The organism is Streptomyces sp. KLMMK, assembly GCF_036961605.1.
In the GTDB taxonomy this organism is placed as follows: Bacteria; Actinomycetota; Actinomycetes; order Streptomycetales; family Streptomycetaceae; genus Streptomyces; species Streptomyces telluris.
The window spans coordinates 1-22,083 of the sequence record NZ_JBAMDC010000079.1; the positions used below are offsets into that span (position 1 = coordinate 1).

A 22,083-nucleotide genomic window follows, 5' to 3' on the forward strand; every position below is an offset into this window, starting at 1 on the left:
CAGCAGGGGGCCGGGGCCCGGGAGCGGCACAGCGTGGGCCGCGGGCGGCATCGCGGCGGCCAGCTCGCGTACCCGGCGCAGGTCGTCGGCGGTGAGCGGGCCGACCCGCCACGCGTCGTGATCGGTCTCCGACAGGCCGGGCAGCAGGCGCCCGCGCGCGGCCATCTGCAGGGCGAGCACGGCGGCGGAACCCCAGAAGGCGGCCGCCTCGTCGGTCCGCGCGGCCCGGGCGCGAGTGAGGACCGGCAGGGCGTCGCGTACGGGCAGCACGGTGGCCCGTACGGTCGTGGTGGTGACGCCGGTGCCGTCCGGGACGGCGATGGTCAGGTCCTCGGCGGCATCGGGGGAGGCGGGCGGTTCGTCGTCGGGGAGCAGGAAGGCCACCCGGCCGGTGCGTGCGGGGTCTCCGGGGAGGAAGACCGCCGGGCACCGGGCGAGCCGGGAGATCTCGGAGGGTGTTGCGGCGGAGGGCGGTGTCACAGCGCTGCGCATTCCTCAAATTTGACTAGTCGGGGTCCGGTCGGCCGAGGGTACAGGACCCGCGCTCCGGACGAAGGCCTTCGCAGAGTGAGCCGTGCCACACGCCGGAAGTGAGGTGCACTCAAACCCCCTATGCGTTCCGGGGGCTTGCCCCCGCAGGAACCGGGTGGTGACTCCATGGCAGCGGTCCACCCCGGTCCGTACGTTCGGTGAGGTCAGCCGAGCCCGGCCCGCCGACCGTCCGGAGAACCCATGCCCCAGGCCACCACGCTGCCCGCGGAACCCGCTGCAGGCAGTGACTTCGCCCCGCTCCTCCGCCAGGTCCGGGGACAGGGCCTCCTCGAACGCCGGAGAGGCTGGTACGCGCGCAGCATCGCCGTGAACCTCCTCGCGGTCGCCGCCACGGCCGCCGGGATCGTGCTCTGCGGCGACTCCTGGTGGACCCTCCTGCTGGCCGTGCCCGCCGCCCTGTTCTGGGCCCGCACCGCCTTCGTCGGGCACGACAGCGGCCACGCCCAGATAACCGGCACCCGGCGCACCGGGCGGCTGATCGGCCTCGTCCACGCGGACCTGCTGCTGGGCATGAGCTACGCCTGGTGGAACGACAAGCACAACCGCCACCACGCCAACCCCAACCACGTCGGCAAGGACCCCGACGTCGGCGTGGGAGCACTCGTCTGGACCGAGCGGCAGGCCGCGCAGCGACAGGGCTTCACGCGGTGGCTCACCCGCAACCAGGCCCGCCTCTTCTTCCCGATGCTCCTGCTCGAAGGCATCAACCTGAAGATCTCGAGCGTGCGCGACCTCAAACGGCACAGCCCGGCGGAACGGCGGACGGAGGCCGTACTCCTGGCCCTCCACGCGGCCGGCTACGCCACCCTGCTGCTGTCCGCGATGTCCCCGGGCAAGGCCCTCGCCTTCGCCCTCGTCCACCACGCCCTCTTCGGCCTCCACCTCGGTATGGTCTTCGCCCCCAACCACAAGGGCATGGAGATGCCGGACCCGGACGACGGCGCGCGCCGGGGCCACCTCAGCCGCCAGGTCCTCACCTCGCGCAACGTGCGCGGCGGCCCCGTCACCGACTGGCTCATGGGCGGGCTGAACTACCAGATCGAGCACCACCTCTTCCCCAGCATGCCGCGCCCCCACCTGCGCCTCGCCCGGCCGCTGGTCCGCGCGCACTGCCGCGCGTCGGGGCTGCCGTACACCGAGACTGGAATCGTCGACTCGTACCGCCAGGCGCTGCACCACATGCACGCGGTGGGCGCCCCGCTGCGGACCGGGTGAGGAACCAGGCGCCGCCGCCGGGCGTTCTCACGGACAGAGCGGCAGCCGTCGCGAAGGAGGCAGGGACATGAGCAACAGGGCCAAGGTCGCCGTCGGAGGCGTTGCGGTCGGAGTCATCCTGCTGTGGCTGCTGCCCTTCTGGGCCGCGCTGCTGGTGATGGTCGGGGTGCCGGTCGGCGCGTATCTCCTGCTGGACTCCTCGCAGCGCAAGAGGCTGCGCCGGGTGTCGCGCAAGGAGCTGGGACGCTGAAGGTCCCCGGGCGGGGTCAGCCGGTGAAGGCCGGCGCCAGCGCCGCGGGCATCGTGACCCGCGGGCTGCCGGATCCGTCCGCCGGGACGGACCACAGATCCGATCCGTAGTCGCCGGGCAGCGCATAGACGAGGGTGTGCCCGTCCCGCCACACCACCTGATCGTCGATGTTGCGCCGCTCGGCCGTCGCGGTCTCGCGCAGGGTGCGCAGATCCAGGACGTACAGCCGCCAGGGCGCGTCGTCGGGCGCGCCCTCGACGCGCTTCTTGTAGGCCACGCGCGTCCCGTCCGGCGAGAGGGACGGGCACTCGACGTTGGAGTGCAGCGAGCGCAGCGTCCGGTCGGTGCGGTCGCCGCGCACCAGGTGCGTGCGCCCGCCCGTGGCGACGGTCGCGTAGAAGTGCGTGTCGTCGGCGAAGGTGACGCCCCAGACGTTGATGTCCGCCGCCTTGCGGAGCCGGCCGTCCAGGAAGAACCGGTAGTCCTCCAGGTTGCGGTCCAGCGTCCAGCCGTCCAGGTCCAGGACGGAGGTGCGGGTGGAGAAGTTCGTCCCCGCGTACGAGTCCCCGCTGACGAAGACGGTCCAGGCGACGGAGCGGCCGCTGGGGGAGACCCTGGCCCGTGTCGGTACGCCGGCCAGGTCGTAGCGGCGCAGCTCGCGCAGCCGGGCGTCCAGGACGACGGCCCGGTAGCCGTCCCGGAGCCCGCCGTGCACGGCCTGCAGGCAGATCCCCGTCCCGCCGGCCGCGTGGAAGCGCAGGCAGCGCACCCCGGACGAGGTACGGGGCCCCGCCGGGTCGGCGGCGGGCACCGAGGCGATCTCGTCGCGGTGCGGCCCCCAGGCCATGTTCCGGAAGACGCTCCGGCCCGGCGCGTCCAGGACGACCTCGCCGCGGCCGACCCGCGGGCCGCCGGGCCGCGCCCGGTCCTTCTCGGCGGCCCGGCCGGCGGCGTGCAGCGTGGCGGCCAGTGCGACACCGCCCAGGACCAGCACGGCCGCGAGGAGGATCAGGAGACGGTTCTTGAGGTTCATCGGGGTGGTCCTCGTGGTTCAGCGGACGGGCGCCGGAGGGCCGTCCGCGGGCAGGGGTCTCACAGGGCGCAGCAGCACTGCGCTGACGGCCGCGGAGACGGCGAGACCGGCCGCTGCCGCCTCCAGCGCCGTGCGGTCGCCCCACGCCGTCCAGGCCGCACCGAAGGCGAGCGAGCAGACGAAGCGGGCGGCCGCCTGTCCGGTCTGGACGACGGCGAGCCCGCTGCCGCGGACGGCCTCCGGAACGGCATCGGCCGTGGCGGCCGCCAGAACGCCGTCCGTGGCCGCGTAGAAGGCGCCGTGCAGGGCGAGCGCCGGCCACAGCAGGACGGGCGAGTCGCCGAGCGGGACGAGGAGCACGGCGTACGCCCCCAGCAGCGCGAGGTGGCCGCAGAGGAACAGCCGCCGGCGGCCGAAGCGGTCGGCGACGCCCCCCAGGGGGACGGCCAGCAGGAGGAAGGCCGTGGCCGTACCCACGGGCAGGAGCGGGAACCAGGCCTCGGACAGGTCCAGCCGGCGCTGCAGCGTGAGGTACAGGAACGAGTCGCTGACGGTGGTCAGCCCCAGCAGCGCCGCGCAGACCGTCAGCCGGCGGACTTCCGGGCGGCGCGAGACCTCCCGAAGCGGCGCCTTGCCCGCCGGTGTGCGATGCCCGCGGGAGGCGGCGCGGCCGGGCACGAAGAGCAGGAGGACGAGCACGCCGAGGACGGCCACGCAGCCACTCACGGTGAACACGGCGTCGTATCCGCCGGCCGCCGCCCGCAGGATGAGGAAGGCGATCAGGGGACCGAGCAGTGCGCCCGCGGTGTCCATCGCACGGTGCACGCCGAAGGCCCGGCCCCGCCCGGCCGGTTCGCAGGCCAGCGAGATCATGGCGTCGCGGGGAGCGGTGCGCAGGCCCTTGCCCGTACGGTCGGCGGCGAGCACCGCGCCGATCAGGGGCACGCTGTGCACGGCGAGCAGCAGCGGCTTGCACAGGGCGGAGAGGCCGTAGCCGGCGGCGGCCACGGCCTTGTGGCCGCCCGGACCGCGGTCGGCGAACCTGCCGCCGGCCAGCCGTACGAGCGCGCTGACGCCGTTGTGGATGCCGTCCAGGAGACCGAAGCCCAGCGGTGACAGCCCGAGTTCGGCCACCAGGTAGAGCGGCAGCACGGCGGTGACCATCTCCGAGGAGACGTCCGTGACGAGGCTGACGGTGCCCAGGGCGAGCACGGTCGCGGGGACGGCGGCCCGCCGGCCGGGGGAGGGGGCCCGGCCGGCGGTGTCGGGGACGCCCGGGGCGGTGCGGCTGTCCGCGAGGTACACGGTCAGCTGGCCCAGATGCCGGTGATGTCCTTGGCGCCGGCTGCGTGCCCGGCGTGCGCGGTGCCGTACATGTCCTCGATGGTGCGCAGGACGTCGTAGTGGTTGTAGGTGGTGCCGGAGGTGGAACCTGCCTTGACGGGCTGTCCGTAGAAGACGGTCGGGATGCGGTTGCCGCTGAGCCGGTTGTCCTCGTCGAAGGTGATGAGGAGCAGGCTGTTGTGGGTCGCGGCCCAGTCCGCATAGCCCTTGAGGTTGTTCTTCAGCCAGGTGTCGCCGGTGCCCACGGAGCAGTCGTGCATGTCGCTGCAGAGGTTCGGTACGACGAAGGAGACGGTCGGCAGCTTGCTGTAGTCGCCGGGGAAGGCGCTCATGGTGTGCGCGGTGCTGGTGGGCACGTTGCTGAAACCGAACCACGGGTTGTGCTTCTGCGCGTACTTGCCGCTCTTGCAGGTGGTGGATCCTTCGGCAGGAAGGGATTCGTTGTAGCTGGCCCAGGTTCTGCCCGTGGCGACCAGTTCGGAGGCGAGGTTGGGCTCGTCGCTGAAGCCCGGGGTGACACAGCTGTCGTCGGTGACGCCCTGGGTGTCCCCGGAGAACAGCGCGTAGTAGTTGGGCTGGCTGGGGTGCGTCTCGGCGTACGACGCGGTCAGGCTGGCCCCTCCGGCGGCGAGGGAGTTGATGTAGGGAGCGCTGGAGCTGCCCATGACCTGGCTGTAGGCGTGGTTCTCGAAGACGACGACCACGACGTGGTCCGGGGTGGGCACGGCCGCCGCGGCGGAGGAGTCCGGGCCCCACAGGCCGAGGGAGACGGCTGCGAGACCGAAGGCCGTGGCCAGGGCGCCGAGGTGACGGCGGCGGGGGCGGTGCGGGCCGGGGGCGCGGGTGGGTGCGGCGGGCACGGTGTCCTCCGTACGGGCGGGCGGGCAGGCCGGCGCCGGCGGGGAAGCTGCTGGGGGGCGGCGGCCGGGGGCGTGAGGGAAATGTAGGGCGGCACGCATGACATGTACACGCCTTCAAGGTGACGGCTTCGGGAACAGACGCCCAGCGGCGTGCGACAGCCCGGCATGCGTGAGGGGATGCGTTACGGGTGCCGTCCTGTGTGCGTACGGAGGGCTGTTCCAGGGGCGCGGGGAGGCGGCGGGGGCTGCGTGCGATGTGCGGCCGTGCCTCAGGCGGCGGGCAGGCCCAGCAGTTTGCGCGCCATGTGCTGCGGTGTCTCGTCGTGTTCACGGGCGAGGGCGACAACCGCCCGGCACGCGAGCTCGTTCACCCCGAAGCAGAGTGCTTCCGGGGAGACCCAGCGGGCCGCCTCGGCGCTTCTGTCGTGGTCGTCCTCGGCGCACGCCGCCACATAGGCGGCGGCCGCCTCGAAGAGATTGCGCTGCCGCACGGCGGGCGGCGGGGGCTTCGGCGGCTGCCGGGCCTCCTCGATGCGCTTGCGGAGCTTGTTCAGCACCGATCGTCACCTGCCTCCGCTAGCGTCCGGGCCGTGGTCGTTCAAGTGTGCCCGCCACCCGTAGAGTTGAACCACCGACGAACGAAGGGGCGACCGCCGAGTGAAGCGCTATGACCGGCTCAAGGAGATCCGGGGAATGGATCCCGAGCGGGACTTCTTCAAGATTTACCGGATGATGGCGACCCTGGAGTTCCCCTGGGACATCACCCGCGCGCTGGAACTCGCCCTTTACCGGACCTACGCAGTGCCCAGCATCGGCCGTCTCCTGGCCGGTACGGGCGAGTTCCCCGACCGGACACAGAAGCGGTACGACGACACCGCCCTCCTGCTCGACGCCGTCGTGGAGCACGGATTCGACAGTGAGAGCGGCCGGACGGCGATCCGCCGAATCAACCAGATGCACCGCAGCTATGACATCAGCAACGACGACATGCGCTACGTCCTGTGCACCTTCGTCGTCATCCCGGGAAGGTGGGTCGACGCGTACGGCTGGCGCCGCTTCTCCGGACACGAGCGGCATGCCATAGCGGCGTACTACCGCACCCTCGGCAAGCACATGGGCATCCAGGACATCCCGGGGTCCTACGCGGAGTTCGAGCGCTGCCTGGACGCGTACGAGGCCGAGCACTTCGGCTGGGACGAGGGCGGCCGGCGCGTGTCCGACGCCACGCTCGACCTGATGGCCTCCTGGTACCCGCGTCCGCTCGCCCCGCTCGTGCGCGGCGCGAGCCGTGCCCTGCTCGACGACTCCCTGCTGCAGGCGTTTCGCTACGAGCAGCCGCATCCGGCCGCCCGCGCCCTGGTCCGGGGCGCCCTGCGGGCCCGCGCCAAGGCCGTACGCCTCCTCCCGCCGCGCCGCGTCCCTCACTTCGTGCGCCAGAACCCCGAGATCAAGGGTTACCCCAACGGGTATGCCGTTGCGGAGCTGGGCACGTTCCCGGCCGCCCGGCGAGGTGCGGGGCCCGGCTCCTGCCCGGTGCCGCACGGGCGGGCCGTCTCAGACGCGGCGGAGTGAGCCGATCGTCTCGCGCAACCAGGTCAGCTCCGCGCGGCTGGTGGCGCGGGCGATGGTGAGCACGCCCCGCCGGAAGGGGTCCTCGATCTCCTCGGCGTGCAGGGGCCGGTCGCCGGCGTAGAAGAAGCTCGCCGGCTGCTGGAGGAAGGCGAGCCGCCGTTCCAGGACGGCGGCCTGCCCCGCCGGTTCGCCCAGGTGGCGCAGGAACGCGAGCACCGTGAACCAGCGGTTCTCGTCCGTGATGTCGTTGTCGGCCGGCTCCGCGAGCCGGTGCCGCAGCTCCGCGCGGCCGTGCGCCGTCAGGGAGAGGACGTGCCGCGGGGCGGCTCCGGAGCCCGGCCGGGTCTCCCGGGCGAGCAGCCCCGCCGACTCCAGCCGCTTGATCGCCGGATACAGCGAGCCCTCTGCCACGGGCTTGACGTGCCCGGTGAGCGCGGCGATGCGCTTGCGCAGCTCGTAGCCGTGCAGCGAGGCGTCGTAGAGGAATCCGAGGATGGCGAGTTCAAGCATGGCGGTATTCAACCCGACAGCCGGTGTACATCGCTATGGCGGTACATCGAGATCGATGTATGGTGATGATCCAGTACGGAATCGCTGGAGGGGAGAACGGCATGCGACAGGCGGAGTTCGGATCCACGGGGGCCTGTGTGCGATGGACCGAGGCCTCCGGAGGCGGCCCCGCGCGGGTCTACCTCCACGGGCTGGGATCGGCCTCGGCCGTCTACCACGCGCACATCGCCGCCGCCGCAGCGCTGTCCGACCGGCGCTCGCTCTTCGTCGACCTGCCGGGACACGGCATCAGCGACCGCCCCCTGGACTTCGGTTACACGCTCGAGGAGCACGCCGACGCGGTGGCGGCGGCCCTGTACTCGGCCGGGGTCAAGGGGGCCGAGGTCGTGGGCCACAGCATGGGCGGAAGCGTCGCCATCGTGCTCGCCGCGCGCCGGCCCGAGCTGGTCTCGCGGCTGGTCCTCGCCGAGGCCAACCTCGACCCCGACCCGCCCCGGACGGCCGGCAGCAGCGGCATCGCCTCGTACACGGAGGAGGGATTCGTCCACGGCGGGGGGTTCACGGACACCCTGCAGCGGGTCGGCCCGCTGTGGCGCGCGACGATGCGGCTCGCCGACCCCACCGCCCTGCACCGCAGCGCGATCGGCCTGGTGCGCGGGACCCGGCCGACGATGCGTCACCTGCTGCAGGAGATGACCATTCCGCGGACGTACCTGATGGGAGAGCTCAGCGGCGAGCTGCCGGGGCGCGAGGAGCTGGAGGCCTCGGGGGTGGTCGTGGAGACCGTGCCCGGCGCCGGGCACAACATGATGTTCGACAACCCCGCCGCCTTCGTCGAGGCGGTCGCCGCACCGTCGCTCCTGCCTTCCTGAACCTTCCGGCCTCCCTCCTGCCTCCGGGCTTCGCGTCCCTCCCGGCCTTGCTGTTCCCTGGTGCCTCTGTTGCCCCTGCGGTCTTGGTGGCTTCTCAGCCGCGTGCGGCCGCGTGCGGCTCCGGCCGGTCCGTCCGGCTCGCCAGCACCAGGAATCGGGTGTCCTCGTCCGTGTAGGAGTCGAGGCGCCAGCCGCTGCGCGCCAGGAGGGGGCGCAGGTTGGGCTCGGCGCGCTCGTCGTCGGGCGTCACCTGGCGGCCGTGGCGGGCGGCGAGTGCGGCACGCCCTACGGGGTGGAAGAGTGCGAGCCGCCCGCCGGGCCGTACGACGCGAGCCAGCTCTCGCAGGCCAGCCACCAGGTCCGCCAGGTGCGAGATGAGACCCGCGGCGAAGACGGCGTCGACCGAGCCGTCGCGCAGGGGCAGCGTGGCGACGTCGGCCAGGAGCAGCTGCCCGTCGTGGTGCCGTCCCGCCCGCACGGCGGCGTCCAGCATGGCGGGCGTGAGGTCCGCTCCGAGCACGACGCCCCGCGGGCCGACCGCCGCGCGCAGGGCCGGGAGCGCCCGCCCGGTACCGCACCCCGCGTCCAGGACCGCATCGCCGCGGCGCAGTCCGAGATCGGCGACGGCGGCGTCGTAGGCGGGTCCGTCATCGGGGAAACGGGCGTCCCAGTCGCCCGCCCGCTCGGTGAAGAACTCCTGCACGTGGGCGGGATCCCGCCACTGTTCCTTGGTCGTCTGCTGTGCCATGTCCCCATCATGTGCCAACTTGCGCACGGACACGTGCCGACGGGCCGGGACGGGTTGCCGACGGCACGCCGGTGAGCAAGGCTGGCACGGCAGTTACGGGGAACAGCGGAACGGGGAGGCGGGACATGGCAGTCGGCAAGGGGCTCGACTGGATGCTGGACGACCTGACCGAGCGCATCGAGCACATACGGCACGCATTGGTGCTCTCCAACGACGGGCTGGTGACGGGGGCCGGCGCGAGCCTGAAGCAGGAGGACGCGGAGCACCTTGCCGCGGTCGCGTCGGGGCTGCACAGCCTCGCGAAGGGAACGGGCCGTCAGTTCGGGGCGGGCCGGGTGCGGCAGACGATGGTCGAGTTCGACGACGGCGTGCTGTTCGTGACGGCCGCGGGCGACGGCAGCTGTCTGTGCGTCCTCGGGGGAGCGGAGGCCGACATCGGCCAGATCGGCTACGAGATGACGCTGCTGGTCAACCGCGTCGGCGAGCATTTGGGCGTGGAGGCCAGGCAGTAGGCGGGGCGCGACAGCGAAGCAGTAGGCGAGGCGCGTCGAGGAGGCGCGTCAGTGAGTGGTCGGCAAGAGTCGGTCGGCGAGGGCCGGCAAGGGTTATCCACAGGGCGGGCGGCCTGTCGTACTCCACCGCTATCGTCGTCACTGTCAGTAATCGATGGTGATCGAGCGATGACGGGGGAGGGTTCCATGGCGATGCAGCAATGCCGGGAGCGGAGCGCGACGGCCACGGTGGCCTGTGGGAGGGCGGCACGGGAGCTGGGCCTGAGGTCCCGCGAATTCGAACTGGCCGTGCAGCTGGGCCATGTGCGGACGGTGTCCGCTCCCGGCGGGCGGCCGCGGGTCACACGGGAGGAGATCGAACGGCACCGCTCCGGCGAGGGTTTCCCCGAGTCGCTGCGCAACCGCCTGTGGGCGGTGGGCACGGCCGAGGCCGCCCAGTTGATGGGGGTGAGCCCCGCCCGCTTCGCGCGCCTTGCCAAAGCAGGCTGCTTCGCGCCGGTGAGGTTCTACGTCAATCGCTACCGGGCGGTGGTCTGGCACTATCTGGCTGCCGACCTCGTGGAGTTCGCCGACGCCAACCCCGAGCTCCTGACGGGGCGCACGCCTCCCGGCCTCCGCCTGGAGCTGGAGGGGCGTGACGACCAGCGGGCCCGGAGCTGGCGCGCCCGGCGGCTCGACCAGCTGACCGGGCGGACGGCGGAGCCCTGGGAGCAGGCGGCGGCCGTCGCGGCCGTGCTCTCCCCCGACCAGCTGGCGGATGCCGTGCCCGACCCGTACGAGCGGGCGTACGTCAGTGCGCTGCGGCCGGACCTCGCCGGGATCCGCTCGGATTCGGCGGCGGCGCGGGAGGTCATCGAGAGGGTGACGCTCGCCGTCGCCGTCGACGAGATCGGCCGCCACCGGGAACGGCTCGCCCTTGCCCTGGACGCAGCCCGTGCGGTCCGGCCGGCTCCGAGGCCCGAGGGGTATGCGGCCGCGGCTCCCGCGCGGGAGCCGGGCGGGGGCGCGCGGGAGGACAGCCGGCCTGACCTTGCGGCGGGGCGGGTGCTGGAGCCGAAGCCGAAGTCGGAGCGGGAGCGGGAGCCGGAGCGGGAGGCGGGGGGCCGGGACGCCCGGCGCGGCCGGGCGGAGGCGCCGGCCGGTTTGCGGGCGTGGCTGCGCCGGCTGCGGCTCAGAGGATGACGCCCGGCCGGACCGGGCGCCGGGCGCTCAGCCCACCTTGCGGAACAGTCCCTCCTGCATCACCGACACCAGCAGTCGGCCCTCGCGGTCGAAGATCTGACCACGGGCCAGGCCCCGGGCGCCCGTCGCGATGGGTGACTCCTGCTGGTAGAGGAACCACTCGTCCGCGTGGAAGGGCCGGTGGAACCACATCGCGTGGTCCAGCGAGGCCATGTCGAAGCCGCGCGGCCCCCACAGCGGTTCCACCGGGATGCGCACGGCGTCGAGCAGCGTCATGTCGCTCGCGTACGTGAGGGCGCAGGTGTGCACGAGCGGGTCGTCGCCCAGCGGCCCCAGCGCGCGCATCCACACCGCGCTGCGCGGCTCGGTGTCCGCCAGCTCCTGCGGGGTCCAGCGGAGCCGGTCGACGTAGCGGATGTCGAAGGCCAGCCGGCGCTCCATGTGGCGCAGCGCGCTGGGCAGCTCGCCGAGACGCTCGCGGATCTCGTCGGCGAGCCGTGGCAGTTCCTCGGGCGCCGGCACGTCCGGCGCGGGCACCTGGTGCTCGAAGCCCGGCTCGGGTTCGTGGAAGGAGGCGGTGAGATTGAAGATCGTGCGGCCCTGCTGGACGGCCACCACGCGCCGTGTGGTGAAGGAACGGCCGTCGCGCACCCGCTCCACCAGGTACACGATCGGCACCCCCGGCCGCCCGGGGCGCAGGAAGTACGCGTGCAGCGAATGGACCGGGCGGTCACCGTCGGTGGTCCGCCCGGCCGCGACCAGCGCCTGCCCGGCGACCTGCCCGCCGAACACGCGCTGCAGCGACTCGTCGGGACTGCGGCCCCGGAAGATGTTCAGGTCGATCTGCTCCAGGTCGAGCAGACCCACCAGACGGTCGGTAGGTGTGGTCATCGGGCCTCCTTCGCCGCCGGGGCCCGACGCGTGGGCCGTGCCTCGGAGGCTACAGCTGACCGACCTCCACGACGCGGACCACCGCGCGGCCCTCCTCGTCGGAGGCCGTGAGGTCCACCTCGGCGGTGATGCCCCAGTCGTGGTCGCCGTTGGGATCCGCGAAGGTCTGGCGCACCCGCCACAGGCCGTCCTGCGGCTTCTCCTCGATCCGCAGCAGCTTCGGGCCGCGCGCGTCGGGACCGGTCCCCAGGTCGTCGTACTCGTCCCAGTACGCGTCCATGGCCTCGGCCCAGCGGTCCTCGTCCCAGCCGGACTCGGCGTCCATCTCGCCGAGCTCGCCCACCTTGTCGAGGGCGGCCAGCTCGACCCTGCGGAAGAGGGCGTTGCGCACCAGCACCCGGAAGGCGCGGGCGTTCGCCGTGACCGGCTTGACCTGGTCGGCGCGGTCCTGCGCCTGCTCGGCCGTCTCCTCCTCGGGGTTGGCCAGCTGCTCCCACTCGTCCAGCAGGCTGGAGTCGACCTGGCGCACCATCTCGCCCAGCCAGGCGATCAGGTCCTCGAAGTCCTCGGACTTCAGGTCGTCGGGGACGGTGTGGTCCAGCGCCTTGTACGCGCCGGCGAGGTAGCGCAGGACGATGCCCTCGGTCCGCGCCAGGTCGTAGTGCGAGGTGAACTCCGTGAAGGTCATGGCCCGCTCGTACATGTCGCGGATGACCGACTTCGGGGACAGCGGGTGGTCGCCGACCCAGGGGTGGCTCTTGCGGTAGAGGTTGTAGGCGTGGGTCAGCAGCTCTTCCAGCGGCTTGGGGTAGGTGACGTCCATGAGCCGCTCCATGCGGTCCTCGTACTCGACGCCGTCCGCCTTCATCACGGCGACCGCCTCGCCGCGCGCCTTGTTCTGCTGCGCCGCGAGGATCTGCCGCGGGTCGTCCAGCGTCGACTCCACGACCGAGACCATGTCCAGGGCGTAGGACGGGGACTCCGGGTCCAGGAGCTCGAAGGAGGCGAGCGCGAACGTCGACAGCGGCTGGTTGAGCGCGAAGTCCGACTGCAGGTCCACGGTCAGGCGCACGATCCGGCCCTCGGCGTCGGGCTCGTCGAGCCGCTCGACCACGCCGCCGTCCAGCAGGGAGCGGTAGATCGCGATGGCGCGGCGGATGTGCCGCAGCTGGTTCCTGCGCGGCTCGTGGTTGTCCTCCAGCAGGCGGCGCATCGCCTCGAAGGCGTTGCCCGGGCGGGCGATGACCGCCAGCAGCATCGCGTGGGTGACCCGGAAGCGGGAGGTGAGCTGCTCCGGCTCGGAGGCGATGAGCTTCTCGAAGGTGTTCTCGTTCCAGTTGACGAAGCCCTCGGGCGCCTTCTTGCGGACGACCTTGCGCCGTTTCTTGGGGTCGTCACCGGCCTTGGCCAGCGCCTTCTCGTTCTCGACGACGTGGTCGGGGGCCTGGGCGACGACGAACCCAGCCGTGTCGAATCCGGCCCGCCCGGCCCGGCCCGCGATCTGGTGGAACTCCCGGGCCCGCAGCGTCCGCACCCGCTGGCCGTCGTACTTGGTCAGGGCGGTGAACAGCACCGTGCGGATCGGCACGTTGACGCCGACGCCGAGGGTGTCCGTGCCGCAGATGACCTTCAGCATCCCCGCCTGCGCGAGCCGCTCCACCAGCCGGCGGTACTTGGGCAGCATGCCCGCGTGGTGCACGCCGATGCCGTGCCGGACGTAGCGCGAGAGGTTCCGGCCGAACTTGGTGGTGAAGCGGAAGTTGCCGATGAGCTTGGCGATCTCGTCCTTCTCCTCGCGCGAGCACATGTTGATGCTCATCAGCGCCTGTGCCCGCTCCACGGCCGCGGCCTGGGTGAAGTGCACGATGTAGACCGGGGACTGCTGCGTCTGCAGCAGCTCGGTGAGGGTGTCGGTGAGCGGCGTCGCGCGGTACTCGTAGGACAGCGGTACGGGCCGGGTCGCCGAGCGGACGACGGCCGTGGGGCGTCCCGTGCGCCGGGTTAGGTCCTCCTCGAACCGGGACATATCGCCCAGAGTCGCCGACATCAGGATGAACTGGGCCTGGGGCAGCTCCAGCAGGGGGATCTGCCACGCCCAGCCCCGGTCCGGCTCCGCATAGAAGTGGAACTCGTCCATCACGACCTGGCCGATGTCGGCGTCCTTGCCGTCCCGCAGCGCGATGGAGGCGAGCACCTCGGCAGTGCAGCAGATGACGGGCGCGTCGGCGTTGACCGAGGCGTCGCCCGTGAGCATGCCGACGTTCTCCGTGCCGAAGATCTTGCACAGGTCGAAGAACTTCTCCGACACCAGCGCCTTGATGGGCGCGGTGTAGAAGGTCACCTGGTCGTTGGCGAGCGCGGTGAAGTGCGCACCGGCCGCGACCAGGCTCTTGCCGGAACCCGTGGGCGTCGAAAGGATCACGTTCGCCCCGGAGACCACCTCGATCAGCGCCTCCTCCTGCGCGGGGTACAGCGAGATGCCCCGCTCCTCGGCCCAGGTCGAGAAGGCTTCGAAAAGGGCATCGGGGTCGGCATGGCTCGGCATCTGATCGATAAGGGTCACCCCTCCATACTGCCTGGCCCCGGACCGGATCAGGGAACCGGCCGGTCGAATGGTGATCATCCGGACGCTACGCTGAGTCGCCGACCCGGCGTCAGGAAAGCCGGGCCGGCCCGCACGAGGAGGGGAATCGACCATGATGGGACCGGCGCACTCGCTCTCGGGAGCGGCCGCCTGGCTGGGCGTGGGGGCGGCGGTGGCCGCGGCCGGCCACCCGATGCCCTGGCCGGTGCTCGTCGTCGGCGCCCTGATCTGCGCCGGAGCGGCCCTCGCCCCCGACCTCGACCACAAGTCGGCGACGATATCGCGGGCCTTCGGCCCGATATCGCGCGTGCTGTGCGGCGTCATCGACAAGCTCTCGCACTCGGTCTACAAGGCCACCCGCGGACAGGGCGACCCGCGCCGCAACGGCGGCCACCGCACCCTCACCCACACCTGGCTCTGGGCCGTCCTGATCGGTGGCGGGACCTCGGCGCTGGCCATGACCGGTGGCCGCTGGGCCGTGCTCGGCATCCTCTTCGTCCACCTGGTGCTCGCCGTCGAAGGACTCCTGTGGCGCGCGGCCCGCACCTCCAGCGACGTCCTCGTCTGGCTCCTCGGCGCCACCAGCGCCTGGATACTGGCCGGCGTCCTGAACGAGCCGGGCAACGGCGCCGGCTGGCTCTTCTCCGACCCGGGTCAGGAGTACCTGTGGCTGGGCCTGCCGATCGTCCTCGGTGCCCTGGTGCACGACATCGGTGACGCGCTCACCGTCTCCGGCTGCCCGATCCTGTGGCCCATACCCATCGGCCGCAAGCGCTGGTATCCCCTCGGGCCGCCGAAGGCCATGCGCTTCCGGGCGGGCAGCTGGGTGGAGCTCAAGGTCCTCATGCCCGCGTTCCTGGTCCTCGGCGGCCTGGGCGGGCTGGGCGCCCTGGAGTTCATCTGACCCCAAGGCGCCGCCCGGCCCCACGCCCCGCCCGCTACGGCTAGCGGTGCCAGGAGCGCCACAGCGCCGCGTACGTACCGCCCGCCGCGACCAGCTCGTCGTGGCTGCCCAGCTCGGAGATCCGGCCGTCCTCCGCCACCGCGATCACATCCGCGTCGTGGGCGGTGTGCAGCCGGTGCGCGATGGCCACCACGGTGCGTCCCTCCAGCACCGTCGCCAGCGAGCGCTCCAGGTGCCGGGCCGCGCGCGGGTCCAGCAGGGAGGTCGCCTCGTCCAGCACCAGCGTGTGCGGATCCGCCAGGACGAGCCGGGCCAGCGCGATCTGCTGGGCCTGGGCCGGGGTGAGGGCGAGCCCGCCCGAACCCACCTCCGTGTCCAGCCCGGCGCCGAGCGCACGTGCCCAGCCGTCGGCGTCCACCGCCGCGAGGGCCGACCACAGCTCGCCGTCCTCGGCCGCCGTCCGCGCCAGCAGCAGGTTGTCGCGCAGGGACCCGACGAAGACGTGGTGCTCCTGGTTGACCAGGGCCACGTGGCGGCGCACCCGTTCCGCCGGCATCCGCGCGAGCTCCGCGCCGCCGAGCGTCACCGCGCCCGAGCGCGGTGCGTAGATCCCGGCCAGCAGCCGGCCCAGCGTCGACTTGCCCGCGCCGGACGGCCCGACCAGCGCCACCCGGCTCCCCGGCCGGACCGCCAGGGAGACGCCGTGCAGGACGTCGTTGCCCTCCTGGTAGCCGAACCGCACCTCGTCGGCCCGCACCTCCCGGCCCTCGGGCTCCGCGCCGCCGTCCGCGCCGTCCGCGCCGATCTCGCGGACCCCCACCAGCCGGGCGAGTGACACCTGCGCGATCTGGAGCTCGTCGTACCAGCGCAGGATCAGGCCGACCGGCTCGACGAGCATCTGCGCGAACAGCGCCCCGGTCGTCAGCTGCCCCACGGAGACCCAGCCCTGGAGCACGAAGACACCACCGATGATCAGCACGGAACCGAAGACCAGCGAGTGGGTCACGTTGATCACGGGGAAGAGGACCGAGCGCAGCCACAAGGTGTAGCGCTCCCACTGGGTCCAGGAGGCGATCCGGTGGTCGGAGAGCGCCACGCGGCGCTCGCCCAGCCGGTGCGCCTCGACGGTCCGCCCCGCGTCTACGGTCTCCGTGAGCGACGCGGCGACCGCCGCGTACCCCGCGGCCTCCGAACGGTAGGCGCCCGGCGCCCGGCGGAAGTACCAGCGGCAGCCGATGACGAGCACCGGCACCGCGACCAGCACGCACAGCGCGAGCGGCGGCGCGGTCACCGTCACCGCCCCCAGCAGCAGCGCCGCCCACACGAAACCGATCGCCAGCTGGGGCACGGCCTCGCGCATGGCATTGGCCAGCCGGTCGATGTCGGTGGTGATCCGCGACAGCAGGTCGCCGGTGCCGGCCCGCTCCAGGACGCCCGGCGGCAGCCCTACCGACCGCACGAGGAAGTCCTCGCGCAGGTCCGCCAGGATCTCCTCGCCGAGCACCGACCCGCGCAGCCGCACCATGTGCACGAACACGGTCTGCACGGCGAGCGCGACGGCGAACAGCGAGAGCGTGCGCCCCAGATGAACCTCCCGCGCACCCGCCGCCAGGTCCTCGACCATGCCGCCCAGCAGGTAGGGACCCACCATGGAGGCAGTTACGGCGACGGCGTTCACCGCCACCAGCACGGCGAACGCCCTGCGGTGCCTGCGAAGCAGCGTGCGCACGTAGGCCCGGACGGTCGCGGGTGCGGCGACCGGGAGGGTGGTCGCCGATTCCGGCGCCGCGGGGTCGTGCGCCGGTGGTGCCACGCCGATCATGCCGACTCCTCGATCTGTTCGCTCTCGCCGAGCTCGGTGAGCTCCGCGTCCAGCTCCCCCGCGGGCCGCGCGACGGGGTCCGTCTCCCGCGTGACCACGGCGCGGTACGCCGGGTCGTCCCGCAGGAGTCCGCGGTGCGTTCCCGTCGCCACCGCGCGGCCCTCCTGGACGAACACCACGCGGTCCGCCCGGTCGAGCAGCAGCGGGCTGGAGGAGAACACCACCGTCGTACGGTCCTGCCGCAGCGCCCGCAGGCCGTCGGCGATCCGGGCCTCGGTGTGCGAGTCGACCGCGGACGTCGGCTCGTCGAGCACCAGCACCTGCGGGTCGGTCACCAGCGACCGGGCCAGCGCCAGCCGCTGCCGCTGTCCTCCCGACAGGGAGCGCCCGCGCTCGGTGATGCGCGTCCGCAGGGGGTCCCGGGAAGCGTCGGGGGAGGCCTGTGCGAGAGCGGTCAACACGTCACCGCACTGTGCCGCCGCCAGCGCGGCCTCGGCCGGGACGGCCCCGGAGGCGGGCACGTCCAGCAGTTCGGCGAGCGTCCCCGACAGCAGCACCGGGTCCTTGTCCTGGACGAGCACCGCGGTGCGGGCCGTCTCCAGCGGCAGCCCGTCCAGCGCGACGCCGCCCAGCAGCGCCGAGGGCACTCCCTCGGTCCCCGCCGCGGCGTGCCCGCCCAGCCGGTCGGCCAGCCGGCCGGCCGCGTCCGGGTCGCCGCACACCACCGCGGTCAGCCGGCCTGCCGGCGCCGACAACCCGCTCTCCGGGTCGTACAGGTCGCCTGCCGGCACCTCCGCGGGACCTTCACTTTCCCCGGCCTGTGCGGTACGCCCCAGCGACAGCACGCGGGCCGCGCGCTCCGCGGACGGCCGGGAGAAGGAATAGGCCATGGCGATCTCTTCGAACACCCGGAGCGGGAAGAGGAGGAAGGTGACCAGGCCGTAGACGGTGACCAGTTCGCCGACGCCCACCCGGCCGTCCTCGACCAGCCCGACCCCGTAGCCGACCACCGCGATCAGCAGCAGCCCGGGCAGCAGCACCTGGACCGCCGCGATCAGCGCCCACATCCGGGCACTGCGCACGGCAGCACGGCGCACCTCCTGGGAGGCGCGCCGGTAGCGGTCAAGGAACAGCTCCTCACCGCCGATGCCGCGTAGCACGCGCAGTCCGGCCACGGTGTCCGAGGCCAGCTCCGTGGCGTACCCCGCCTTGTCACGCTGCTCGTCGGCCCGTCTCGTCGCGGGCGGCAGCAGGGGCAGCACGGCCAGGACCAGGGCGGGAACCGCCAGCGCGATGACCGTGCCCAGAGCCGGCTGGTAGACCACCAGGGCCACGCACACCGACAGCGTCGTCAACAGCGCGGAGCCGAAGCGCGACAGCGCCTCCACGAACCAGCCGATTTTCTCGACGTCACCCGTCGACACCGCGACGACCTCGCCGGCCGCGACCTGACGGGTCAGCGTGGCACCCAACTCGGCCGTCTTGCGGGCCAGGAGCTGCTGCACGCGCGCCGCGGCCGTGATCCAGTTGGTGACGGCCGTGCGGTGCAGCATCGTGTCGCCCAGCGCCACGAGGCCGCCCAGCAGCACCATCAGCCCGCCCGCCAGCGCGAGCCGGGCGCCGGAGCGGTCGACCACGGCCTGGACGGCGATGCCGAGGGCCACCGGCAGCGCGGCCACGGCGGCCATGTGCACCACGCCCCACACCATGGCCTTCGCCTGGCCGGCCAGCTGGTGCCGCCCGAGCCAGAGCAGTAATCGCGGTCCCGACCTGGTGTCGGGCCGGCCGGGATCGGTATACGGAAGGTCGCGGATCTGCATGTCATCCCAGGGGTGCGGGCGAGTCGGCAGGAGTTGTGAAAGGTTCGCGCCACTGGAGTGCAGCATTCAACCGGTTTTCGCACTCCCGCGACGGATCAGGCCAAAGGGGCTCTGGCGCACTGGAGTACGAACCGCTTCACTCCTGCCCCATGAGACGACTGTTGCTCGCGCTGTGCGCCGCGACCACCGGTCTGGTGCTGGGCATGGGCCCCGCCGTGGCCGCGGGCCCGCCGACCGAGTTCGGCACCGACTGGCACGACCCGATCACCGCCGGCCCGCCGGTGGCCACGCCCGGCACCAAGGCCTGCACGGTCACGGTCGCCGACACCGAGTTCCGCGACTACACGCCCTACAGGAGTACGTACCTGCCGCCCAAGGGCTGCGGAGACCGCTGGAACAAGGTGGTCCTGCGGCTCGACGGGGCCGTCGCCGGACGGCAGTACGACCGCCTGGGCTATCTGCAGGTCGGCGGGGTGGAGATCCTGCGCACCTCCACCCCGGAACCCTCGCCCGAAGGCATCACCTGGCGCGTCGAGAAGGACGTCACCCGCTACGCGGCCGCCTTCCGGGACAAGCAGCCCGTCGAGATGCTCATCGGCAACCTGGTGAACGAGACCTACACGGGCGTCATCAAGGTCAAGGCGACGCTGACCTTCTACGCCGCCGAGGGGCGGGCCGGGGCGGCGCGTACGCCGGACAAGGTGCTCACTCTGGACGGCGCGCACACCACAGGTACGTCCTATGAGGGACTGCTGACCACTCCGCGCAACAGCGAGCGGATTGTGGCCGAGGTGTACGCGACCGGCTCGGGCGGCGGCTGCGAGGAGTTCTGGTACCTGACCGTGCCGGACGCGGCGCCGTACTCGTGCAAGGCCAAGGACGGCCCGTACCGCGAGGTCCAGGTCTCCGTGGACGGCAAACTCGCCGGGATCGCCGCACCCTTCCCCACCGTATGGACGGGCGGCTGGTCCAACCCCTTCCTGTGGTACGTCATTCCGGGCCCGCGAGCCTTCGACGTCCGGCCGGTGGAGTACGACCTGACGCCCTTCGCGGGGCAGCTGAACGACGGGAAGGCGCACCGGGTCACCATCTCGGTCGCCGGCGTGCCGGAGGGCCAGAGCGGCTGGAGCACGCCGACCAACATCCTGGTCTGGCAGGACGCCGGGGCGACTCAGGTCACCGGGGCACTCACCACGCACGAGGCGGGTGCACCCGCCAGCACGGTCGCCTACGAACCGGGCAAGGAGCACCGGCTGAAGGCGGACGGCGGCCACTCCCTGACGGTCTCCGGCTACCTCGACACCTCGCACGGAAGGGTGACCACCACCGTCTCCCGCAAGGTGGCCGCGGCGTCCGCTCACAGCTGGACCGACGGCGAGTCGAAGGACGCCCTCCAGGCCCGCTGGACCGACGACGAGAACGTAAAGGTGGCCGGCCGCGGACCCGCCACGACGACCCGTGCCCACCGGGCCTACAGCATGGACGGCGAGATCAGCATCGGCACGGGCGACCGGCTGCGGACCGTGATGAGGATGGGCGACCGCTCCGACAGCGTCACCCTGCGCGCCGGCAAGCGGCTCGGGTGGTCGCTGATGGACGACACCTACACCGGCGACGCGGCGTACAACCAGAACGTCCCGAGGGACCAGCGGCACGCCACCGGCGTCTCGCGTGAGCGCTACCGCCTCCTCGGCCCGGGGACCTGCTACGACCGGACCCTGGCCACGGCTCAGGGGGAGCTGACGGAGGACAGGCGCTCCTGCTGACCCTTGCGGCGGGAGCGTGCCGGGCCGCGCCTTCAGCAGGCGGGGCCCGGGCCCGCCATCAGCTCGTCCAGCAGGCTGCCGAGCAGGCTGCGCTGCTCCGCCGAGAGGGGCGCGAGGACGTCCTCCACGGCCGCCCGCCGGGCCTCCCTGAGCTTCCTCAGGATCCTGCGCCCCTCGTCGGTCAGCTCGATGCGGATGACCCGCCGGTTGGACGGATCCGGCACCCGGCGCACCGAGCCGCCCGCCTCCAGGGCGTCGACGAGGGTGGTCACGGCCCGCGGCACGACCTCCAGGCGCTGCGCGAGATCCGCCATCCGCGGCGGGTGGTCGTAGTGCGCGACGGTGCGCAGCAGCCGTGACTGGGCAGGGGTGATCCCGACCGGGTCCAGATAGCGCTTCTGGGCCCGGTGGAGCCTGCGGGTGAGCCGCAGCAACTGCTCGGCGAGCTGTCCGGAGGTGTCGGGGGCGGTCATGATCAGAGGTTACCAGGACCGAATTCATTGTGAGCTTAGGTAACAGTGAGCTAAGCTCGGTGACCGGCCATCGTGCCTCTGAAAACAGCCACCTCTGAAAACCAGGAGCCCATGCGTCACGACGAAGAGAACTGGACCCCGCCGCCCGCCGATCCGGAGCAGCCCGCCCAGGTGCGGCGCATCCTCCGGCTGTTCCGCCCCTACCGAGGCACGCTCGCCCTCGTCGGCCTGCTCGTCGCCGCCTCCTCGCTCGTCTCCGTAGCCTCGCCCTTCCTGCTGCGCGAGATCCTCGACACCGCGATCCCCCAGGGGCGCACGGGGCTGCTGAGCCTCCTCGCGCTCGGGATGATCGCCGCCGCCGTCGTGAACAGCGTCTTCGGCGTCGTGCAGACCCTGCTCTCCACGACGGTGGGCCAGCGCGTCATGCACGACCTGCGCGCCTCTGTCTACGACCGGCTCCAGCGGATGCCGCTCGCCTTCTTCACCCGCACACGCACCGGCGAGGTGCAGTCCCGCATCGCCAACGACATCGGCGGCATGCAGGCCACCGTCACCTCCACGGCCACGTCGCTCGTCTCCAACCTGACCAGCGTCGTCGCCACCGTGGTCGCGATGCTCGCCCTCGACTGGCGGCTGACCGTCGTCTCGCTGCTCCTGCTGCCGGTGTTCGTGGCCATCAGCCGCCGCGTCGGCCGCGAGCGCAAGAAGATCACCTCGCAGCGGCAGAAGCAGATGGCGGTCATGGCCGCCATGGTCACCGAGTCGCTCTCCGTCAGCGGCATCCTCCTCGGCCGCACGATGGGCCGGGCCGACTCCCTGACCCGGGCCTTCGCCAAGGAGTCCGAGCGGCTCGTCGGCCTCGAAGTGCGGGCGAGCATGGCCGGGCGCTGGCGGATGTCCACCATCGGCGTCGTCATGGCGGCGATGCCCGCCGTCATCTACTGGGCAGCGGGCATCGCCCTGCAGACCGGCGGTCCGGGCATCTCCATCGGCACCCTGGTGGCCTTCGTCTCCCTGCAGCAGGGCATGTTCCGGCCCGCGGTCAGCCTGCTGTCCACGGGCGTGCAGATGCAGACCTCCCTCGCGCTCTTCCAGCGGATCTTCGAATACCTCGACCTCCCGGTGGACATCGCCGAGCCGGAGAAGCCGGTGCGGCTGGAGAAGGTGCGGGGC

The 22,083-nt window shown here is 72.4% G+C and carries 20 protein-coding genes and 1 pseudogene; 9 read left to right on the plus strand and 12 right to left on the minus strand.

Features of this window, described 5'->3' with window-relative positions:
• Positions 1-492: pseudogene (locus V7793_RS14960) on the minus strand (ATP-dependent helicase); the annotation flags it as partial.
• Between the two features lie 240 nt (positions 493-732).
• Here V7793_RS14960 and V7793_RS14965 point away from each other — a divergent pair.
• Positions 733-1,767 carry a fatty acid desaturase family protein gene (locus V7793_RS14965; protein ID WP_336006733.1) on the plus strand — a complete coding sequence of 345 codons (1,035 nt, stop codon included), beginning with the start codon at positions 733-735 and terminating at the stop codon, positions 1,765-1,767.
• A gap of 67 nt (positions 1,768-1,834) precedes the next feature.
• Entirely contained in the window at positions 1,835-2,017 is a 183-nt protein-coding gene (locus V7793_RS14970; RefSeq protein ID WP_168097070.1) for a hypothetical protein, read from the plus strand.
• A gap of 16 nt (positions 2,018-2,033) precedes the next feature.
• Here the strand turns inward: V7793_RS14970 and V7793_RS14975 are convergent, their stop codons facing one another.
• The 4 genes from V7793_RS14975 to V7793_RS14990 all read right to left on the minus strand — a co-directional run bounded on the left by V7793_RS14975 (position 2,034) and on the right by V7793_RS14990 (position 5,787).
• A complete protein-coding gene (locus V7793_RS14975; RefSeq protein WP_336006734.1) occupies positions 2,034-3,050 on the minus strand; it encodes a TolB family protein in 1,017 nt (338 codons plus the stop codon).
• A gap of 18 nt (positions 3,051-3,068) precedes the next feature.
• Positions 3,069-4,355, minus strand: a complete 1,287-nt coding sequence (locus V7793_RS14980; protein WP_336006735.1) for an MFS transporter — start codon at positions 4,353-4,355, stop codon at positions 3,069-3,071.
• 2 nt (positions 4,356-4,357) lie between these two features.
• Complete coding sequence (locus V7793_RS14985) at positions 4,358-5,191, minus strand: alkaline phosphatase family protein (protein ID WP_336006747.1); 834 nt, start codon at positions 5,189-5,191, stop codon at positions 4,358-4,360.
• Between the two features lie 332 nt (positions 5,192-5,523).
• Positions 5,524-5,787 (minus strand): hypothetical protein, encoded by a 264-nt coding sequence (locus tag V7793_RS14990; protein WP_336006748.1) that lies wholly within the window; start codon positions 5,785-5,787, stop codon positions 5,524-5,526.
• 124 nt (positions 5,788-5,911) lie between these two features.
• Between V7793_RS14990 and V7793_RS14995 the strand changes: the two genes are divergently transcribed.
• Positions 5,912-6,826: an oxygenase MpaB family protein gene (locus V7793_RS14995; protein ID WP_336006736.1), complete on the plus strand. Its 915-nt coding sequence runs from the start codon at positions 5,912-5,914 to the stop codon at positions 6,824-6,826.
• Here V7793_RS14995 and V7793_RS15000 read toward each other — a convergent pair.
• Positions 6,809-7,336, minus strand: coding sequence for a PadR family transcriptional regulator (locus tag V7793_RS15000; RefSeq protein ID WP_168095836.1), 528 nt, complete (start codon positions 7,334-7,336; stop codon positions 6,809-6,811). The genes V7793_RS14995 and V7793_RS15000 overlap by 18 nt on opposite strands.
• Before the next feature lie 101 nt (positions 7,337-7,437).
• Here V7793_RS15000 and V7793_RS15005 point away from each other — a divergent pair, with 101 nt between their 5' ends.
• Positions 7,438-8,208, plus strand: coding sequence for an alpha/beta fold hydrolase (locus V7793_RS15005; RefSeq protein WP_336006737.1), 771 nt, complete (start codon positions 7,438-7,440; stop codon positions 8,206-8,208).
• 94 nt (positions 8,209-8,302) lie between these two features.
• On the opposite strand, the gene V7793_RS15010 is transcribed toward V7793_RS15005, so the two are convergent.
• Positions 8,303-8,956 carry a class I SAM-dependent methyltransferase gene (locus tag V7793_RS15010; RefSeq protein WP_336006738.1) on the minus strand — a complete coding sequence of 218 codons (654 nt, stop codon included), beginning with the start codon at positions 8,954-8,956 and terminating at the stop codon, positions 8,303-8,305.
• Between the two features lie 125 nt (positions 8,957-9,081).
• On the opposite strand from V7793_RS15010, the gene V7793_RS15015 reads away from it, so the two are divergent.
• The gene (locus V7793_RS15015; RefSeq protein WP_168095833.1) at positions 9,082-9,468 is read left to right on the plus strand and encodes a roadblock/LC7 domain-containing protein; all 387 of its coding nucleotides are present in this window, start codon (positions 9,082-9,084) and stop codon (positions 9,466-9,468) included.
• A 186-nt stretch (positions 9,469-9,654) separates the two neighbouring features.
• Positions 9,655-10,650 (plus strand): DUF6397 family protein, encoded by a 996-nt coding sequence (locus V7793_RS15020; protein ID WP_336006739.1) that lies wholly within the window; start codon positions 9,655-9,657, stop codon positions 10,648-10,650.
• 27 nt (positions 10,651-10,677) lie between these two features.
• Here V7793_RS15020 and V7793_RS15025 read toward each other — a convergent pair whose 3' ends face one another.
• Together V7793_RS15025 and V7793_RS15030 are read right to left on the minus strand one after the other, a co-directional pair.
• Positions 10,678-11,541, minus strand: a complete 864-nt coding sequence (locus tag V7793_RS15025) for an acyl-CoA thioesterase (protein WP_168096528.1) — start codon at positions 11,539-11,541, stop codon at positions 10,678-10,680.
• A gap of 49 nt (positions 11,542-11,590) precedes the next feature.
• Complete coding sequence (locus tag V7793_RS15030; RefSeq protein ID WP_336006740.1) at positions 11,591-14,104, minus strand: DEAD/DEAH box helicase; 2,514 nt, start codon at positions 14,102-14,104, stop codon at positions 11,591-11,593.
• 133 nt (positions 14,105-14,237) lie between these two features.
• Here V7793_RS15030 and V7793_RS15035 point away from each other — a divergent pair, with 133 nt between their 5' ends.
• Positions 14,238-15,029, plus strand: a complete 792-nt coding sequence (locus tag V7793_RS15035; RefSeq protein ID WP_336006741.1) for a metal-dependent hydrolase — start codon at positions 14,238-14,240, stop codon at positions 15,027-15,029.
• Between the two features lie 40 nt (positions 15,030-15,069).
• On the opposite strand, the gene V7793_RS15040 is transcribed toward V7793_RS15035, so the two are convergent.
• The gene (locus V7793_RS15040; protein WP_336006742.1) at positions 15,070-16,851 is read right to left on the minus strand and encodes an ABC transporter ATP-binding protein; all 1,782 of its coding nucleotides are present in this window, start codon (positions 16,849-16,851) and stop codon (positions 15,070-15,072) included.
• Entirely contained in the window at positions 16,848-18,671 is a 1,824-nt protein-coding gene (locus V7793_RS15045; protein ID WP_336006743.1) for an ABC transporter ATP-binding protein, read from the minus strand. Before V7793_RS15045 ends, V7793_RS15040 begins: the two co-directional genes overlap by 4 nt.
• 149 nt (positions 18,672-18,820) lie before the next feature.
• Here V7793_RS15045 and V7793_RS15050 point away from each other — a divergent pair, with 149 nt between their 5' ends.
• Complete coding sequence (locus V7793_RS15050) at positions 18,821-20,437, plus strand: peptide-N4-asparagine amidase (RefSeq protein ID WP_336006744.1); 1,617 nt, start codon at positions 18,821-18,823, stop codon at positions 20,435-20,437.
• Between the two features lie 32 nt (positions 20,438-20,469).
• On the opposite strand, the gene V7793_RS15055 is transcribed toward V7793_RS15050, so the two are convergent.
• Positions 20,470-20,910, minus strand: a complete 441-nt coding sequence (locus tag V7793_RS15055; RefSeq protein ID WP_336006745.1) for a MarR family winged helix-turn-helix transcriptional regulator — start codon at positions 20,908-20,910, stop codon at positions 20,470-20,472.
• 111 nt (positions 20,911-21,021) lie between these two features.
• Here V7793_RS15055 and V7793_RS15060 point away from each other — a divergent pair.
• The coding region (locus tag V7793_RS15060; protein WP_336006746.1) for an ABC transporter ATP-binding protein at positions 21,022-22,083 on the plus strand (1,062 nt) is incomplete at its 3' end.

Excerpts from the sequence above, each read along its gene's own strand:
- V7793_RS14965 (WP_336006733.1), top strand. The coding sequence starts at position 733 with ATGCCCCAGGCCACCACGCTGCCCGCGGAACCCGCTGCAGGCAGTGAC.
- V7793_RS14970 (WP_168097070.1), top strand. The coding sequence starts at position 1,835 with ATGAGCAACAGGGCCAAGGTCGCCGTCGGAGGCGTTGCGGTCGGAGTC.
- V7793_RS14975 (WP_336006734.1), bottom strand. The coding sequence starts at position 3,050 with ATGAACCTCAAGAACCGTCTCCTGATCCTCCTCGCGGCCGTGCTGGTC.
- V7793_RS15000 (WP_168095836.1), bottom strand. The coding sequence starts at position 7,336 with ATGCTTGAACTCGCCATCCTCGGATTCCTCTACGACGCCTCGCTGCAC.
- V7793_RS15005 (WP_336006737.1), top strand. The coding sequence starts at position 7,438 with ATGCGACAGGCGGAGTTCGGATCCACGGGGGCCTGTGTGCGATGGACC.
- V7793_RS15010 (WP_336006738.1), bottom strand. The coding sequence starts at position 8,956 with ATGGCACAGCAGACGACCAAGGAACAGTGGCGGGATCCCGCCCACGTG.
- V7793_RS15015 (WP_168095833.1), top strand. The coding sequence starts at position 9,082 with ATGGCAGTCGGCAAGGGGCTCGACTGGATGCTGGACGACCTGACCGAG.
- V7793_RS15020 (WP_336006739.1), top strand. The coding sequence starts at position 9,655 with ATGGCGATGCAGCAATGCCGGGAGCGGAGCGCGACGGCCACGGTGGCC.
- V7793_RS15025 (WP_168096528.1), bottom strand. The coding sequence starts at position 11,541 with ATGACCACACCTACCGACCGTCTGGTGGGTCTGCTCGACCTGGAGCAG.
- V7793_RS15035 (WP_336006741.1), top strand. The coding sequence starts at position 14,238 with ATGATGGGACCGGCGCACTCGCTCTCGGGAGCGGCCGCCTGGCTGGGC.
- V7793_RS15040 (WP_336006742.1), bottom strand. The coding sequence starts at position 16,851 with ATGATCGGCGTGGCACCACCGGCGCACGACCCCGCGGCGCCGGAATCG.
- V7793_RS15045 (WP_336006743.1), bottom strand. The coding sequence starts at position 18,671 with ATGCAGATCCGCGACCTTCCGTATACCGATCCCGGCCGGCCCGACACC.
- V7793_RS15050 (WP_336006744.1), top strand. The coding sequence starts at position 18,821 with ATGAGACGACTGTTGCTCGCGCTGTGCGCCGCGACCACCGGTCTGGTG.
- V7793_RS15055 (WP_336006745.1), bottom strand. The coding sequence starts at position 20,910 with ATGACCGCCCCCGACACCTCCGGACAGCTCGCCGAGCAGTTGCTGCGG.